Origin of the sequence: Mycolicibacter sinensis, assembly GCF_001667375.1 — a bacterium.
GTDB classification, from domain to species: Bacteria; Actinomycetota; Actinomycetes; order Mycobacteriales; family Mycobacteriaceae; genus Mycobacterium; species Mycobacterium sinense_A.
In genome coordinates this window covers 25,044-39,913 of sequence record NZ_LZIN01000089.1, presented here as the reverse complement: position 1 = coordinate 39,913, position 14,870 = coordinate 25,044, and the positions used below count along the sequence as shown (strand labels likewise).

The following is a 14,870-nucleotide window of genomic DNA, read 5'->3' as shown; positions in this document are numbered from 1 at the left end:
GGCGCGCGGCGGGGTCCGGGCCACCGGCAGAAGATCGGCGCCGCCCTCGGTGACGCGCTGGTGCACGACCGCTACTTCGACACCGTGCTGGCCCGGGTCCCGGGCCGCGCCGACGAGATCGTCGCGGGGGCCAAGGCCGCCGGAATCAACCTGTGGCGCGTCGACGCCGACCACGTCTCGGTGTCCTGCGACGAGGCCACCACCGACGCCCATGTGGCCACGGTGCTGGAGGCCTTCGGGGTGGCTGATCCGGAGTTCTCGGGGCGCGAGCCGGTGGGCGCCGACATTCTCACCCGCACCTCGGAATTCCTTACCCACCCGGTCTTTTCGCGCTACCGGACCGAAACGGCGATGATGCGCTACCTGCGCGCGCTGTCGGACAAGGACATCGCGCTGGACCGCAGCATGATTCCGCTCGGCTCCTGCACGATGAAGCTCAACGCCGCCGCGGAGATGGAATCGATCACCTGGCCCGAATTCGCCCGCCAGCACCCGTTCGCCCCGGCCGACGACGCCGCCGGGCTGCGCCGGCTCATCGCCCAGCTGGAGAGCTGGCTGGCCGGGATCACCGGGTATGACGCGGTGTCGCTGCAGCCCAACGCCGGCTCCCAGGGCGAGTATGCGGGCCTGCTGGCGATCCACGCCTTTCACGCCAGCCGCGGCGAGGCCCACCGTGACATCTGCCTGATCCCGTCCAGCGCGCACGGCACCAACGCCGCCTCGGCGGCGCTGGCCGGGATGCGGGTGGTCGTGGTGGCCTGCCGAGAGAACGGCGACGTCGACCTGGACGATCTGCGGGCCAAGGTCGCCGAGCACGCCGAGAACGTGTCGACGCTGATGATCACCTACCCGTCCACACACGGGGTGTACGAGCACGACATCGCTGAGATCTGCGCTGCCGTGCACGACGCAGGCGGGCAGGTCTACGTCGACGGCGCCAACCTCAACGCACTGGTCGGACTGGCCCGGCCGGGCCGCTTCGGCGGCGACGTCAGCCACCTGAACCTGCACAAGACGTTCTGCATCCCGCACGGCGGCGGCGGCCCCGGCGTCGGGCCGGTGGCGGTGCGTTCGCACCTGGCCGAGTTCTTGCCCGGGCACCCGCTGGCCGCGGAGCTGTCCGGCGGTTCGCCGGTGTCGGCGGCCCCCTACGGGTCGGCGTCGATTCTGCCGATCACCTGGGCCTACATCCGGATGATGGGGGCGCACGGTCTGCGGGCGGCGTCGCTGACCGCGATCGCCTCGGCGAACTACATCGCCCGCCGCCTCGACGAGTACTTCCCGGTGCTCTACACCGGCGAGAACGGCATGGTCGCCCACGAGTGCATTCTGGATCTGCGCGGGATCACCAAGGCCACCGGCGTCACGGTCGACGATGTGGCAAAACGGTTGGCAGACTACGGTTTCCATGCCCCGACTATGAGCTTCCCGGTGGCCGGGACGCTGATGGTGGAGCCCACCGAGAGCGAGAGCCTGGCCGAGGTGGACGCGTTCTGCGAGGCGATGATCGCCATCCGCGGCGAAATCGACCGGGTCGGCGCCGGCGAATGGACGGTCGAGGACAACCCGTTGCGGGGGGCCCCGCACACCGCCGAGTGCCTGATGGTCGACAAGTGGGAGCACCCGTACACCCGCGAGCACGCCGCCTATCCGCTGGGTCGCGACTTCCGCCCGAAGGTATGGCCCCCGGTGCGCCGGATCGACGGCGCCTTCGGCGATCGCAACCTGGTCTGCTCCTGCCCGCCGGTGGAGGCCTACGCCTGAGCTCGTCTCACTTGTGGTGTTTCGCATGCCTGCCGTCTGCGAGCGGTAGGTAATATCCTCCGAACGGCTGGCCCCCGCGGCGCGGGTTGCCGATGTTCGTTCGCCGCAAACGCGGCAGTGTAGCGACGACTGTGCTCGCTGTAAAAGTAACGCTGGTGAAAATCAGCAAAATTTCATGTGAAACCAAAAGATAGTTTATGCTGGTCTAACCTTAACGGTGATGGGGATCACACTTAGGAGAGAGACCATGCAACAGCTTGCGCTTCGCCCTTACTTCACCGCCGGCGTTGCCGTGGCCGGTGCCGGCATCATCGCGATCGCACCGGTCGCGCCCATTGCGCCGGCCGTGCCGGCAGCCGGCGCGCAGTACCACGCGGTGCAGCTGACCGATGCCTGGTCGGACCTGTTCACGCACACCACGGCGAACATAAACAACATCACCGACAACGCTGACTGGTCGGCGATCACCGCGGTCTTCGGCAAGCTGTTCACCGACCCGTTCGGGGTGATCTCGGCGTTCACCAGCATCACGCCGACGGTCACCACGGATATCTCCGAGCTCCCGGCGTCGGTCTCAGTACAGCTGCCGCCCGGGCTGGAACTGGCGATCGCCAGCATGGGCGCGCAGGCGCTGACCTTCCAGGCGATCAGCAACGCCGCGACCGACATGGCAGGCGGTAACTTCTCCACCCTGCTCAGCGCCCCGGCCACCATCGCCGATGCTTACCTCAACGGCGCGCAGAACGTCAGCCTGCTCGGCGGCATCATCAACATCCCGGTGCTCAACGGCATTCTGGCGCCGGTGCAGAACTTCGAGGTCAACCTCAACTTGCCCCAGCTGCTCGACGCCCTGGGGCTGGGCAACCTGGACCTGACCAACCTCAACGTGGACGACCTACTGGATCAGCTGGGCCTGGGCACCCTGACCCTGGGGGGCCTGCTCGGTGCCCTCGGGATCAGCGATGACGGCCTGGGTGACCTGCTCAAGGGCGGCAGCGACATCACCAACCTCGGCGGACTGCTCGGCTTCCTCGGACTCGGTGACCTCGGGCTGGGCAGCCTCAGCCTGACCGGCATCTTGAGCGGCCTGGGCCTGGACACCAACGTGAGCCTCAACGACCTGAGCCTCGATGACGTGCTGAACGTGTTCGGGATCAACGGCGACCTCAGCCTGGGTCTGGGCACAACATTGAGCAATCTCGGCTTCGGCGGCCTGCTCGACTCGTCGCTGGGTGTCCTTCTCGGCGGTCTGTCCGGCGGCGGGGTCCTGACCGGCATCACCGGCGTGCTGAACGGCGTTCTGGGCGGTCTGCTCGGCACGCTGACGAGTATTCCCGGGGTGAGCACGCTGCTCGCCACGCTGGGGTTGAACCTCGACGCCCTGCTGACCCCCCAGAACCTCATCGACGCTCTCAACGCCGTCAAGCTCGGGGACCTGCTGGGCGATCAGACGATCACCCAGTCCGTCAGCTCGCTGCTGGCGGCGTTCGGCGTCTCGCTGTCACCCGATGACCTGAGCATCGGCGGCATCCTGGAAGGCCTCGGCTTCGCCCCGTCGACCGGCGACCTGACGCTCAGCGGCCTGCTCGGCGGCCTGGGACTCGGCGGCCTGGACATCACCGGGCTGCTCAACGGCCTGAACCTGGGTGACCTGGTGAGCGGTCTGGGACTCGACAATCTGCCGCTGAACCTCGGTGACCTGGTTGGCGACCTGTCGAACCTGAGCCTGGCTGACCTGCTCAACGACCTGGGTCTGGGAAATCTGGATCTGGCCGACATCAGCGTCGGCTCGTTCGGCGGGATGATCACCCAGCTGGTGGACGTTATCCCGCAGCAGATCCTCGACATGCTAGGCGCCTAGCGCCGGCGTCAGCTCAGCAGCGTGTTCAGCGCGCCGGTCAGTTCGGGGGAGTTCGCCCCGCGCAGGTTCTGGTAGCTGCCGCCGGACAGCTGAGCCACCGCCTGCCACGTGGCCCGGTCGGCGTCAGCGCCGAAGTCGATGACGTTGACGGCGACCGGGCGCTCGGGGTCGGTGTTGGCCCGGATGAACTCCTGCAGTCCCGGGCCGTCCAGGGTCCGGTCGGTGTGCGGGCCCGCCGTGATGACCAGCACGGAGTTGCTCTGCCCGGCACGGTAATTGGCCAGCGCCTGGTTGTACACCAGCCGCAGGGTGGTGAACGACACCGCGCCGCCGGACGTCGAGCTCAGGCCATCGAGTGCCGCGACCAAGGTCTCGGCCCGGGTGCCGCCGTTCGCCGGCTCGTCGAGGGGGCCGGCGGCGACCACGTTGCGGCCCTCCACGCCGTCAAAAGCCCACAGTCCCACGGCGGAATGCGGCGGCAGCGCCTTGATCCGTTGATCCAGGGCGGCGATCACGTGGGCCAGCCGGGTCTTGCCGCCCTCGTCGGTGGTCATCGACTCGTCGAGCATGATCGTCACCGCGGAGCTGCCCGGCAGCGTGGTGAGCGCATTGGCCAGGGTGGCCCGCATCGCGTCGTCGCCCACCGACAGGGTGTCGGTCACCGCCGGGAACCCGGTGACGTCACTGTCGGGCGGCGCGACGCCTTCCACCCGGAATCCGGCTTTGGCCAGCTCCGCGAGCTGATCGGGTTTGCGGGCGAACCGGGCGAATTCGCTGGCCGCGCTGACCTGTTCCTGCGACAGCCACGACCCGGCGAGCAACACCGTCGGGTAGTCGGCGACTGGCACCGGCCCCGGTGGCAGCCAGGAACCGAGCGTGCTCGCAGGGTCCGAAAGCGATTGCCCTCGGGTGAACAATTGCTGCTCGGTGGTCACCACCGCGTGCACCGGCGCAGCCGCGGGAACGCCTTGGCGCAGCAGGACGTTCATCGCTTCGGCCAGCGAGCTGTCGGCGAGTTGGGGCTGGGCGCCGGCCAGCCGGTGCACCGCGCCGGTCCCGTCGGTGGCGGGGGCATCCTTGGGGGCGGCACCGGCCGCCACCGCCTCGCCGGCCAGGAAAGCGGCGTCGCCGTTGCCGCCGATCGGCAGCGCCATTCGCAGCTGGCCCCAGCCGGGCAGCCCGAGCCGGCCCAAACCGTCGGGGTCGGTCTGCAGCTCCGGCAGGCTCGCCCAACTTTGCTGCTGCAGAGCGGGCTTGAGTTCGGGGCGGACCGCCAGCAGCACGGGCGAGGTGACCAGCGAACGACTGTCGCTGACGGTTTCCGCACCCGCGGAGGCTTGCAGGCGGGCCGCCGAAATCGAGCTGCCCGGAATCCACAGTGCGGGACGCTGGCCCAGCTGGGCCGGCCAGTCACCGATGAAACCACTGACGACGGCGTCGGAATCCACCGGCTTGACGTGCACCGAGACGCAGCGATCGCCCACCGGCTTGGCGGTCTTGTTGAACCGATCAGCGAAGCCCTGGACGTGGTCGGCGATCGAGGGGTCCGCGACGACGGCGACGGTCAGTTCACCTTCGGCGCATGCCCCGGCGGCAACCGCGGAACGATGCGACAGCGAGTTGCCGAAGAAGCGCCACAGGATCACCGCGCCCACCAAGACGATCACCGTCACCAGTGCGGCGATCACACCGACGCTGACACCGCGGCGCGCGGACTCGTTGCGGTGCCGGCGCCAGCGGTCGAGGTTGCGGCGGCCGCCGCGCGGTTCGTCCCGCGCGGCCGACGACGCTTCACCCGCCCGGGCATCGATGGCACCGAAAGGCCCGGTGCGATAACGGGTTTCTTCCTCGTCGTGTCCGCCTCGGCGCATGTACTGCGCCGGGTCGGCGTCATAGGCCGCTCCGCCGCCGAACGACTCGCCGCCGAACGACTCGTCGTAGAACGCGTCGTGATAGTCGTCGACGTATTCGTCGTCGTCCGGGTCGCCGAAGCCGACCTGATCCGGCGCTGAGGTGTCGTCGTCGCCGTGGTCGGCCTCGTCGCGCCCGAGCGGCTCCTCGTCGAAATCGTCCGGGCCGGGGAAACTGTGCCTACCCACGGTGGATGCGTCCTCTCCGCCCGGTCAGTTCTCCGGTCACGCTCAATTCCACTGCAGATCCGCCCAGGGTCAGACGCCGGCTCGGGCTTTGAACTCTCGGCGACGCCGGTGCAGGATGGGCTCGGTGTAGCCGTTGGGCTGGCTGGTTCCCGACAGGATCAGCTCGCGCGCGGCCGCGAACGCGATGCTGTCGTCGAAGTCTGGGGCCATCGGCAGATAACTCGGGTCGCCGGCGTTCTGCCGGTCCACCGCCGGAGCCATCCGTTCCAGGCTGGACTGCACGTCGTCGGCGGTGATCACCCCGTGCCGCAGCCAGTTCGCCAGCAGCTGAGACGAGATCCGCAGTGTGGCACGGTCTTCCATCAGGGCCACATCGTGGATGTCGGGAACCTTCGAGCAGCCCACACCCTGCGAGATCCAGCGCACCACGTACCCGAGGATCGACTGGCAGTTGTTGTCGACCTCCTCGCGGATCTCGTCCGGGGCCCAGGCCAGGCCCTCGGAGAGCGGGATCGTCAACAGCTGATCGATTGTGGCGCGACGCTTTCCGGCCAACTCCTGCTGCACCGCGGCGACGTCCACCTGGTGGTAGTGCATCGCATGCAGGGTGGCGGCGGTCGGCGAGGGCACCCACGCGGTGCTGGCGCCAGCGCGCGGGTGTCCGATCTTCTGGGTGACCATGTCGGCCATCAGGTCGGTCATCGCCCACATGCCCTTGCCGATCTGGGCGTGGCCGGTGAAACCGGTCGCCAGGCCCGCGTCGACGTTGTTGTCCTCGTAGGCCAGGATCCACGGCTGAGATTTCATGGTGGCCTTGCGCACCATCGGCCCGGCCTCCATCGAGGTGTGGATCTCGTCGCCGGTGCGGTCCAGGAAGCCGGTGTTAATGAACACCACTCGATCGGCGGCGGCCTTGATGCAGGCCCGCAGGTTGACGGTGGTGCGCCGTTCCTCGTCCATGATGCCGATCTTGAGAGTCGCCTGCGGCAGCCCCAGGACATCTTCGACCCGGTTGAACAACTCGGCGGTGAACGCCACCTCGTCGGGCCCGTGCATCTTGGGTTTGACGATGTAGATCGACCCGGTGCGGCTGTTGGTCAGCGGCCCGTTGTCCTCGGACGCGGACAGGCCGTGCACGGCGATCAGGCCGGTGAACAGCGCGTCCTGGATGCCCTCGAACACCTCGGCGCCCTCGTCGCCGGAGATGATGGCGTCGTTGGTCATCAGGTGGCCGACGTTGCGGACGAACATCAGGCTGCGACCCGGCAGGGTCACCGTCGCCCCGTCCGGCCCGGTGAACTCACGGTCGGCGGAGAGCGTGCGGGTGAAGGTCTTGCCGTCCTTGCTGACCTGCTCGGCCAGATCTCCTCGGTTCAGGCCCAGCCAGTTGCGGTAACCCAGCACCTTGTCGTCGGCGTCGACGGCGGCCACCGAGTCCTCGAAATCCATGATCGTGGTGACCGCCGACTCCAGCACCACGTCCTTGATGCCGGCGGCGTCGGTCGCCCCGACCTGCGACGACGGGTCGATCAGGATCTCGATGTGCAGTCCGTGGTGGGCCAACAGCACCGCGGACGGCGACTCGGGATCCCCGGTGTAGCCGACGAATTCCGCCGGCTCGGCGACCGCGGTCTCCGTTCCGTCCGCGAGGGTGACCACCAGCGCGCCGTCGGTGACCGCGAAGCTTTTGACCTCAGTCCACGCACCGTTGGCCAGCGGCACCGACTCGTCGAGGAACTTGCGGGCGTAGGCGATGACCTTGTCGCCGCGCACCTTGTTGTATGAGGTGCCTTTCTCGGCGCCGTCGTCCTCGCTGATCACATCGGTCCCGTACAGCGCGTCGTACAACGACCCCCACCGGGCGTTGGCGGCGTTGAGCGCGAACCGGGCGTTGAGCACCGGCACCACCAGCTGCGGGCCGGCCTGCACGGCGATCTCGTCGTCGACGCCCGCCGTGGTGATCGTGAAGTCCTCCGGTTCGGGCAGCAGATAGCCGATCTCGGTGAGGAAGGCACGGTAGGCCTCGGCGTCCAGGGGCTCGATCACCCGGTGCCGGTGCCACTTGTCGATCTGCGCCTGCAGGTCGTCGCGACGCGCGAGCAGTTCGGCGTTCTTGGGTGTCAGATCGGCGACGACCTTGTCCACCCCCGCCCAGAAACTGTCCGGGTCGACGCCAGTGCCTGGCAGCGCCTCGTCGGTGATGAAGTCATACAGCACGCGGGCCACCCGCAAATCGCCCACCGACACCCGGTCCGTCATGATTTCCTCCCTCATAGCCAATCCACCACCTTACCGGCCGACGGCACGGCTATCCGCATCCGGCGACTGCCAACAGCAGGTCACACCGCTTGAGCAGGGCAGCGCGCAGCGGCACGGCCCGCTGCGCGATCCCGGTTTGGCAACGAACGTATTCGGCACGGCCGGCCGGGTTTTCGACGCGGATCGGGGTATAGCCGTAGCCACTCAGGTCATACGGGCTCGCGCGCATGTCGATCTCGCGCGCCGCCGCGGCCAGTTGCAGGCAATCCAGCAGCAACTCGGAATCGATCAGCGGCCCCAGCTTGTAGCACCATTTGTACAAATCCATATTGACGTGTAGGCAACCCGGCTGCTCCCAAGCGGTTTGGGTGGCCCGGCGCGGTGTCCCCGCATTGCGCGGGGCCGCCGCCGAGGTGAAGAACCGGAACGCGTCGAAGTGCGTGCAGCGCAACGGGTTCGCCTCGACCACCCGGTCCGCTTCGGCCGCGCTGAGCCGCAGCGGAACATGACCGTGGCGGACGGTGTCGCTGCGATACAGCATCGCCCACTCGTGCAGGCCGAAACAGTTCAGCTGGGCCGGCCTGGCGGCGGTGGCCCGCAACAGCCGGGCCACGAATGTCACGGTGTCGGCCCGCTCGCGCAGGTAGTCCTCGGCGACCCGGACCGTCCCGTCGGCGGCCGCGGTGTAGCCCCGGCGTTCCCGGTAGTCGCGCCGCGCCGCGGCGCCGGTCAGCGCCACCCCGAATCCCGGGTGCCAGGTGCGCAACTGCCGCGGACGCAGGCTGTAGTAGCTGAACAGGAACTTCGGCACCGGATCGCCGGCGGCGATCCGGCGCGACAGCGGGTCCAGGAAACGCTCCAGGCGCAACCGGTAGGCCGCCGCGCGGGCCTGCCACTGCTCGGCTTCCAGGGCCGGTTCGCTCCGATCAAACATGATGCGTTCCGTCGCGGACGGTGCCGACGACGTCTTGCACCAGATCCTCGAGGGCCACCATGGCTACCACGGCGCCGTCGGTGCCCACCGCCAGGGCCAGATGGCTGTTGGTGCGCCGCAGCCGGGTCAACGCATCGGCCAGCGGCAGCGACGCGGGAAGCCGGGGCAGCGGCCGCACCACGCCGATGTCGACGATCGCTTCGGCGGAACTCCCGGGGCTCGCCGAGCTCTCGCTGAGCGGCAAGACGTCCTTGATGTGCAGGTAGCCGATGAATTCGCCCTGGTCGACGACGGGAAAACGCGAGTACCCGGTCTGGGCGAGGGCTTCTTCGACAGCGGCCACGGTGGGACCGCGGCCGGTGGCCGCCGCCGGAACGGTGCGGATGTCGCCGACCGGCAGCGCCACGTCGGCGACGGTCCGGGTACGGATCTGCAGCGCGCGGGTCAACCGGGTGTACTCCTCGAGGTCGAGCAGTCCCGCCGAGACCGATTCGGCGATCATCTCGCTCAGCTCGACGGTGGACACCGTGATCTCCAACTCGTCCTTGGGCTGCACCCGCAGGGCGCGCAGGGTCACGTTGGCGCACCAGTTGTAGAACGCGATGAACGGTCGGGCGGCCGCCATGTAGACCAGGTACGGCGGTGTCAGCAGCATGGCGGCCTTTTCCGGGCCGGCGAGCGTGATGTTCTTCGGCACCATCTCGCCGAACAGCACGTGCAACGTGACCACGATCGTCAACGCGACGACGAACGCGACGGTGTGCAGCAGCGGGTCCGGGATGCCCGCCAGCCGGAACGGCTGCTCGAGCAGGTCGGCGACGGCGGGCTCACCGATGCGGCCGAGCAGGATCGAACACACCGTGACCCCTAATTGCGCGCCGGCCAGCATTAGTGACAGTTGTTCGCCGGCGCGGATCACGGTGACCGCGCTGCGCCGGCCCTGTTCGGCCAGCGCCTCAAGCCGGTCGCGCCGCGCCGAAATCAGTGAGAACTCCGCGCCGACGAAGAAGGCGTTGGCCGCGATCAGCAGCAGGGTCAACACCACGTTGAACAGGTCAGCCATCGGCTGCCCCCAGTTGGATGAGCGCCAGCAGGTCGATGCGCCGGCCGTCCATCCGGACCACCCGGGCCAGCCAGCGCGGCGGGTGTGCGGACAGCTGGTCGGGGTCGAACGCGACCAGTTCGACGGTTTCGCCGGCCGCGGGAATGTGCCCGAGCTCTTGCAATACCAGCCCGCCGATGGTCTCGTAGGAGCCCTCGGGAGCCCGGTAGCCGGTAGCGGCCGCCACCTCGTCGATGCGCAGCAGGCCCGAAACCTGCCAGCCGCCGCCGGCCACCACCACGTCCGGGGTGGCGTCGTCGTGTTCGTCGCGGACGTCGCCGACGATCTCCTCGATCAGATCCTCGACCGTGACCATTCCCGCGGTTCCGCCGTACTCGTCGACGACCAGGGCCACCTGCTGACCGTTGGTTCCAATCTGTTCCATCACCGCGTCGCCGTCGAGGGTGGACGGCACCACGGCGACCGGTTGGACGACGGTGGTGACCGGGGTGATCGCCCGATCAGCGACCGGGACCGTGAACACCTGTTTGACGTGCACGATGCCGACGGTGGCGTCGAGGTCGCCGTCGACCACCGGGAAACGGGAGAAGCCGGTGGCGATTGCGGCCGCGGCCAGGTCGGCGACGGTGTCGCCGGCCTGCAGACTCACGATCTTTGATCGCGGCGTCATCAGCTCGGCCGCGGTCAGGGCACCGAATCGCAGCGAGCCGCCCACCAGGGCGGCGGTACTGGAGTCGAGGGCGCCGCTGCGCGCCGAATCGCGCACCAGCGAGGCCAGCTCCCGCGGGGAGCGGGCCGATGCCAGCCGGTCGGCGGGCTCGATACCGAGCCGCTTCAAGATCCGGTTCGCCGTCCCGTTGGTCGCCTTGATCGCGACGGTGAACAGCCGGGAGAACATCAGCTGCGGCCCCGCCACCGCACGGGCGGTCGGCAGCGGGAGTGCCACGGCCAGGTTCTTGGGCACCAGCTCGCCGAAGACCATGGACAGCGAGGTGGCGATCACCAGGGCGAGCACCAATGCCACCGCGGCGGCGGCCGACTCGGACAGGCCCAGTAGGGAAAGCGCGGGGCGCAGCCACCGCGCCAGCACCGGCTCGGCGAGGAACCCGGTGGCCAGCGTAGTGATCGAGATGCCCAACTGGGCGCCGGACAGCTGAAACGACAGGGTGCGGTGGGCGTCCTGGATGTATTTGTCGCGACGTCCGCCGCGGCGGGCGTTGGCCTCCACAGCGCTGCGTTCCAGTGTCGTCAGGGAGAACTCGGCGGCGACGAAGACCGCGGTGCCCAGGGTCAGGACCAGAAACGCCAGCAGGCTGCCCACGGTGACGGCGACAGTCATGGCCACCTACCTGCCGCGAGCAGACCTGAACGTCCCCACAATCCGGGCGTTCTGGGGGCCTTCGTGGGGGGCACCGCCCGCTCGCGGGGACTGCTCGCCCCGATGGGCGCACTCGCCACTATGGATCCTCTGGGTCTCACCAGCCGAACGGTAGCGGATGGCCTTCGGCGAAACCGGCGGCCGACTGCACCCCGAGCACCGCCCGCTCATGCAGCTGGGCCAGGTCGGCGGCGCCGACGTAGGTGCAGGTGCTGCGCAGCCCCGAGGTGATGTGGTCCAGCAAGTCCTCGACTCCACCGTGATCGGGGTCCAGCGCCATCCGCGACGTCGAAATCCCTTCCTCGAACAGGGCTTTGCGGGCCCGGTCGAATGCACTGTCGGCGGCGGTGCGGGCGGCGACCGCTCGTTTGGACGCCATTCCGTAGCTTTCCTTGTACGGCTTGTCGTCGTGGTCGAACATCAGGTCACCGGGGGATTCGTAGGTGCCGGCGAACCAGGAGCCGATCATCACGTTGGACGCGCCGGCGGCCAGCGCCAGCGCCACGTCGCGGGGATGGCGCACCCCGCCGTCGGCCCAGACGTGGGCGCCGAGTTCGTGGGCCGCGGCCGCGCACTCCAGCACGGCGGAGAACTGCGGGCGGCCGACTCCGGTCATCATCCGGGTGGTGCACATCGCGCCGGGGCCGACGCCGACCTTGACGATGTCCGCCCCGGCGGCGATCAGGTCTCGGGTGCCGTCCGCCGACACCACGTTTCCGGCCACCAGGGGGACGCCCGGTGTCAGCGCGGCCACCGAGCGGATGGCTTGGATCGCCTTCTCCTGGTGTCCGTGGGCGGTGTCGATGACCAGCACGTCCACCCCGGCCGACAGCAGTGCGGCCGCCCGGGCCGTCACCTCTCCGGTGATGCCGACCGCGGCGGCGATCCGCAACCGGCCGGCTGCGTCGGTGGCCGGGGTGTAGATACCGGCCCGGATTGCTCCGGTGCGGGTCAGCACCCCGGCCAGGGTGCCGTCGGGGTTGGTCAGCACCGCGACGTCGACCGGGGCATGCTCAAGCAGGTCGAAGACCTTGCGCGGTTCGGTGCCGATCGGGACGCTGAGCAGGTCGGACATCGCGACGTCGCGAACCCGGCTGAAGCGGTCTACGCCTTCGCAGCACGCCCGGGTTACCAGGCCCGTGGGACGGCCGTCGACCGCCACCACCGCGGCGCCGTGCGCGCGCTTGGAGATCAGCGCCATCGCGGCGGACACCGAGTCGTCGGGAGAGAGTACGACCGGGGTGTCGGCGATCAGGTCGCGGCTTTTCACGAAGGCCACGGTCTGACCGACGGCCTCGATCGGCAGGTCTTGGGGCAACACCACGATGCCACCGCGCCGGGCCACCGTCTCGGCCATCCGCCGGCCCGCCACCGCGGTCATGTTGGCCACCACCACCGGAATGGTGGCGCCCGAGCCGTCACGGGTGGACAGGTCAACGTCGAGGCGTGACTCGACCGTCGAGCGGTTGGGGACGATGAACACGTCGTCGTAGGTCAGGTCGTAGCTGGGGTCATACCCGCGGGCGAATCTCATCGGGCGCCCGCTCTCAGGCCGTTGGGTTCCGACGAGCCCATCTGTTCGCCTCCACAGGGTCTGAGAGCCGGATTTCGGGCAAACACCGGCGGCAACGCGCTGCCGGGCAATCTTTTCGGCACGGTCAGCCACGGTACCGCCAGCGCGTCGATGAGCACCACTGAGGCTTCGGGTGCAGCGAACAGAATCAAAAATTGATCTTCCTCACAGTCGCCTGGTCGGGTAAACTCATCACGTCGTTTAGGGGATCAGAGATGACGGTTAGCTACGGCGGGCGGGGTATGGCCATTGAGGCCCCGGTCGGAGCTGCTGATGCTTCACGACCCATCCGGCCCAGACGCCCTGCCTTCCGCCCGTGCGGGATCGGAGCCCCAGCGACGTGGCGGGTATGCCACGTCGAAAGCTACCTACAGCGCAAACTGCATCGGCAGTGGCGCAACCGCGGGTCGTAGCCGGCGACTCTCAGCGCGTTGTCCGGCCGGGGCGGCGGGCACCAGTGCGCGCCGGTTGGCTTGCAGCGCAAGATATCTCGTCCGCTTGGTGCTGTGGATGAACATGCCGAGCGGTACCCGGACCGCGCGAACCTTGGTCTGCCGGTAGCCGGACGCACGTCATGGACGAATAGCGCGGCCCGGCGCGTCGGCGCCGACACCGATCGGGTCCCGCGCCGGCACCGGCCCGAGGCTGCGGCGGCGCCGGGAGAGCACCGGACGATACAGCGGACGTGCTGTCGATCAAAGTTAGCTGCCAGCAATTCATCAAAACGCTCGCGATACTGAGAAATAACCAAACTGCGGAATACTCGACCGCGGATTCGCAGCCAACTGGACGCTATTTTCGCCGGAAAGAGGTACGAATCATGCAGGCAAATTACCTCCGGTCGCTCGCCGCCGGTGCCGTCCTGGTCGGCGGGGTCGCCGTCGCCCCGGTCGCTCCGCTGCCGGTGCCAGCGACCGCGGCGCTCCTCGACATCCAGCTCACCAGCGGCGAGAACCAAGACGTCGTGATCGATGTCATCCGGCACGCCCAGATGATCTCGCCTTATGAAAACCTGCTCACTCCGTCACCGGCGTTCCCCGGGGCTCCGCTGAGCGATCTGGGCCTGCAGCAGGCGCAGGACGTCGGGCAGAAGCTGTTCGACGAGCTCGGCCCGGTCGCCGGGATCTTCGCCGGGCAGGGCCTACGTGAGATGCAGACCTCCGCGCCGTTCGCCGCCCTCGAACACATGTCGGACAACGTGCAGATCTTGCCGGGTCTCAACGAAGTCGACAGCGGAATCTATGCGCTGGATCCGATCGAAAGCCTCGGCGGCCGGCTGGCCTTTCTGACCGTCGGTGCGTGGTCGCTCGGGTCGCCGCTGGGGTTGGCGCTGGTGCCCGGGCCGGGCTCCGAGGACGGCAACGGCTTGATGTTCAACGCACGGTTCACCGACGCCATCAACACCATGTACGACCACGCCATCGTCAACCCGATCGTCAGCGACAACGGTCAGATCACCGATGTGGCGTTCAACAGCGAGGCATCGATCTTCGCCTGGGTGCTGATGAACGTCAAAAACCCCGATATACCGTTCTTCCTGCAACGCATCATGGAGTCGCACACCGTCGCCAACGGGTTGTCCACCATCTTGTTGCCCAACACCGGCATCGTGCAGATCGAGGGCAATCCCACCGACGGGTGGACGCTGCTCAGCTGGGACGGTCAGGCGATCCCGCAGGATCCGGATCTGCTGAGTGCCCTGTTCGTCGACGTGCGCGATCTGGTGCTGCCGTCGCAGACCGCGCTGTGGAACATCGGCGAGGCCATCCTCACCAGTGACCCGACCACGATCACGGACGCGGTTCAGACCGGCTTCGAGCAGATCAGCTCGGCGCTGGTCCAGTTCCCGGGGGCGGCGCTCAACGACATCATCAACGCCTTCGGCGGTAGCGGCGACGCGCTGGTCGATCTGTTCGCCGGACTGTGATCAGGAGGTAGC

General features: G+C 68.4%; 9 protein-coding genes. 3 read left to right on the top strand and 6 right to left on the bottom strand.

All coding sequences use genetic code 11. The features are described 5' to 3' along the window. Both A5771_RS18275 and A5771_RS18270 read left to right on the top strand, forming a co-directional pair. Positions 1–1,764: aminotransferase class V-fold PLP-dependent enzyme (locus A5771_RS18275; protein WP_131808934.1), on the top strand; the 1,764-nt coding region annotated here is incomplete at its 5' end. Positions 1,765–2,011: 247 nt separating this feature from the next. Beyond that, positions 2,012–3,625 carry a hypothetical protein gene (locus tag A5771_RS18270; RefSeq protein ID WP_131808933.1) on the top strand — a complete coding sequence of 538 codons (1,614 nt, stop codon included), beginning with the start codon at positions 2,012–2,014 and terminating at the stop codon, positions 3,623–3,625. Positions 3,626–3,633: 8 nt separating this feature from the next. Here the strand turns inward: A5771_RS18270 and A5771_RS18265 are convergent, their stop codons facing one another. From A5771_RS18265 to A5771_RS18240, 6 genes are all read right to left on the bottom strand, one after another. Further along, a complete protein-coding gene (locus tag A5771_RS18265) occupies positions 3,634–5,724 on the bottom strand; it encodes a substrate-binding domain-containing protein (RefSeq protein ID WP_064856607.1) in 2,091 nt (696 codons plus the stop codon). 69 nt (positions 5,725–5,793) lie between these two features. Continuing rightward, the gene (locus A5771_RS18260) at positions 5,794–7,983 is read right to left on the bottom strand and encodes a malate synthase G (RefSeq protein ID WP_064856606.1); all 2,190 of its coding nucleotides are present in this window, start codon (positions 7,981–7,983) and stop codon (positions 5,794–5,796) included. 49 nt (positions 7,984–8,032) lie between these two features. After that, positions 8,033–8,917 carry a hypothetical protein gene (locus tag A5771_RS18255; RefSeq protein WP_064856605.1) on the bottom strand — a complete coding sequence of 295 codons (885 nt, stop codon included), beginning with the start codon at positions 8,915–8,917 and terminating at the stop codon, positions 8,033–8,035. Beyond that, positions 8,910–9,980: a hemolysin family protein gene (locus tag A5771_RS18250; RefSeq protein WP_064856604.1), complete on the bottom strand. Its 1,071-nt coding sequence runs from the start codon at positions 9,978–9,980 to the stop codon at positions 8,910–8,912. Before A5771_RS18250 ends, A5771_RS18255 begins: the two co-directional genes overlap by 8 nt. Further along, a complete protein-coding gene (locus tag A5771_RS18245) occupies positions 9,973–11,319 on the bottom strand; it encodes a hemolysin family protein (RefSeq protein WP_064856603.1) in 1,347 nt (448 codons plus the stop codon). Before A5771_RS18245 ends, A5771_RS18250 begins: the two co-directional genes overlap by 8 nt. Before the next feature lie 136 nt (positions 11,320–11,455). Next, complete coding sequence (locus A5771_RS18240; RefSeq protein WP_064856602.1) at positions 11,456–12,892, bottom strand: GuaB1 family IMP dehydrogenase-related protein; 1,437 nt, start codon at positions 12,890–12,892, stop codon at positions 11,456–11,458. A gap of 859 nt (positions 12,893–13,751) precedes the next feature. Between A5771_RS18240 and A5771_RS18235 the strand changes: the two genes are divergently transcribed. After that, a complete protein-coding gene (locus tag A5771_RS18235) occupies positions 13,752–14,858 on the top strand; it encodes a histidine phosphatase family protein (RefSeq protein ID WP_064856601.1) in 1,107 nt (368 codons plus the stop codon). The last annotated feature ends 12 nt before the right edge of the window (positions 14,859–14,870 follow it).

Coding starts and splice junctions, on each gene's coding strand:
- A5771_RS18270 (WP_131808933.1), top strand. CDS start 2,012: ATGCAACAGCTTGCGCTTCGCCCTTACTTCACCGCCGGCGTTGCCGTG.
- A5771_RS18260 (WP_064856606.1), bottom strand. CDS start 7,983: ATGACGGACCGGGTGTCGGTGGGCGATTTGCGGGTGGCCCGCGTGCTG.
- A5771_RS18255 (WP_064856605.1), bottom strand. CDS start 8,917: ATGTTTGATCGGAGCGAACCGGCCCTGGAAGCCGAGCAGTGGCAGGCC.
- A5771_RS18250 (WP_064856604.1), bottom strand. CDS start 9,980: ATGGCTGACCTGTTCAACGTGGTGTTGACCCTGCTGCTGATCGCGGCC.
- A5771_RS18245 (WP_064856603.1), bottom strand. CDS start 11,319: ATGACTGTCGCCGTCACCGTGGGCAGCCTGCTGGCGTTTCTGGTCCTG.
- A5771_RS18240 (WP_064856602.1), bottom strand. CDS start 12,892: ATGAGATTCGCCCGCGGGTATGACCCCAGCTACGACCTGACCTACGAC.
- A5771_RS18235 (WP_064856601.1), top strand. CDS start 13,752: ATGCAGGCAAATTACCTCCGGTCGCTCGCCGCCGGTGCCGTCCTGGTC.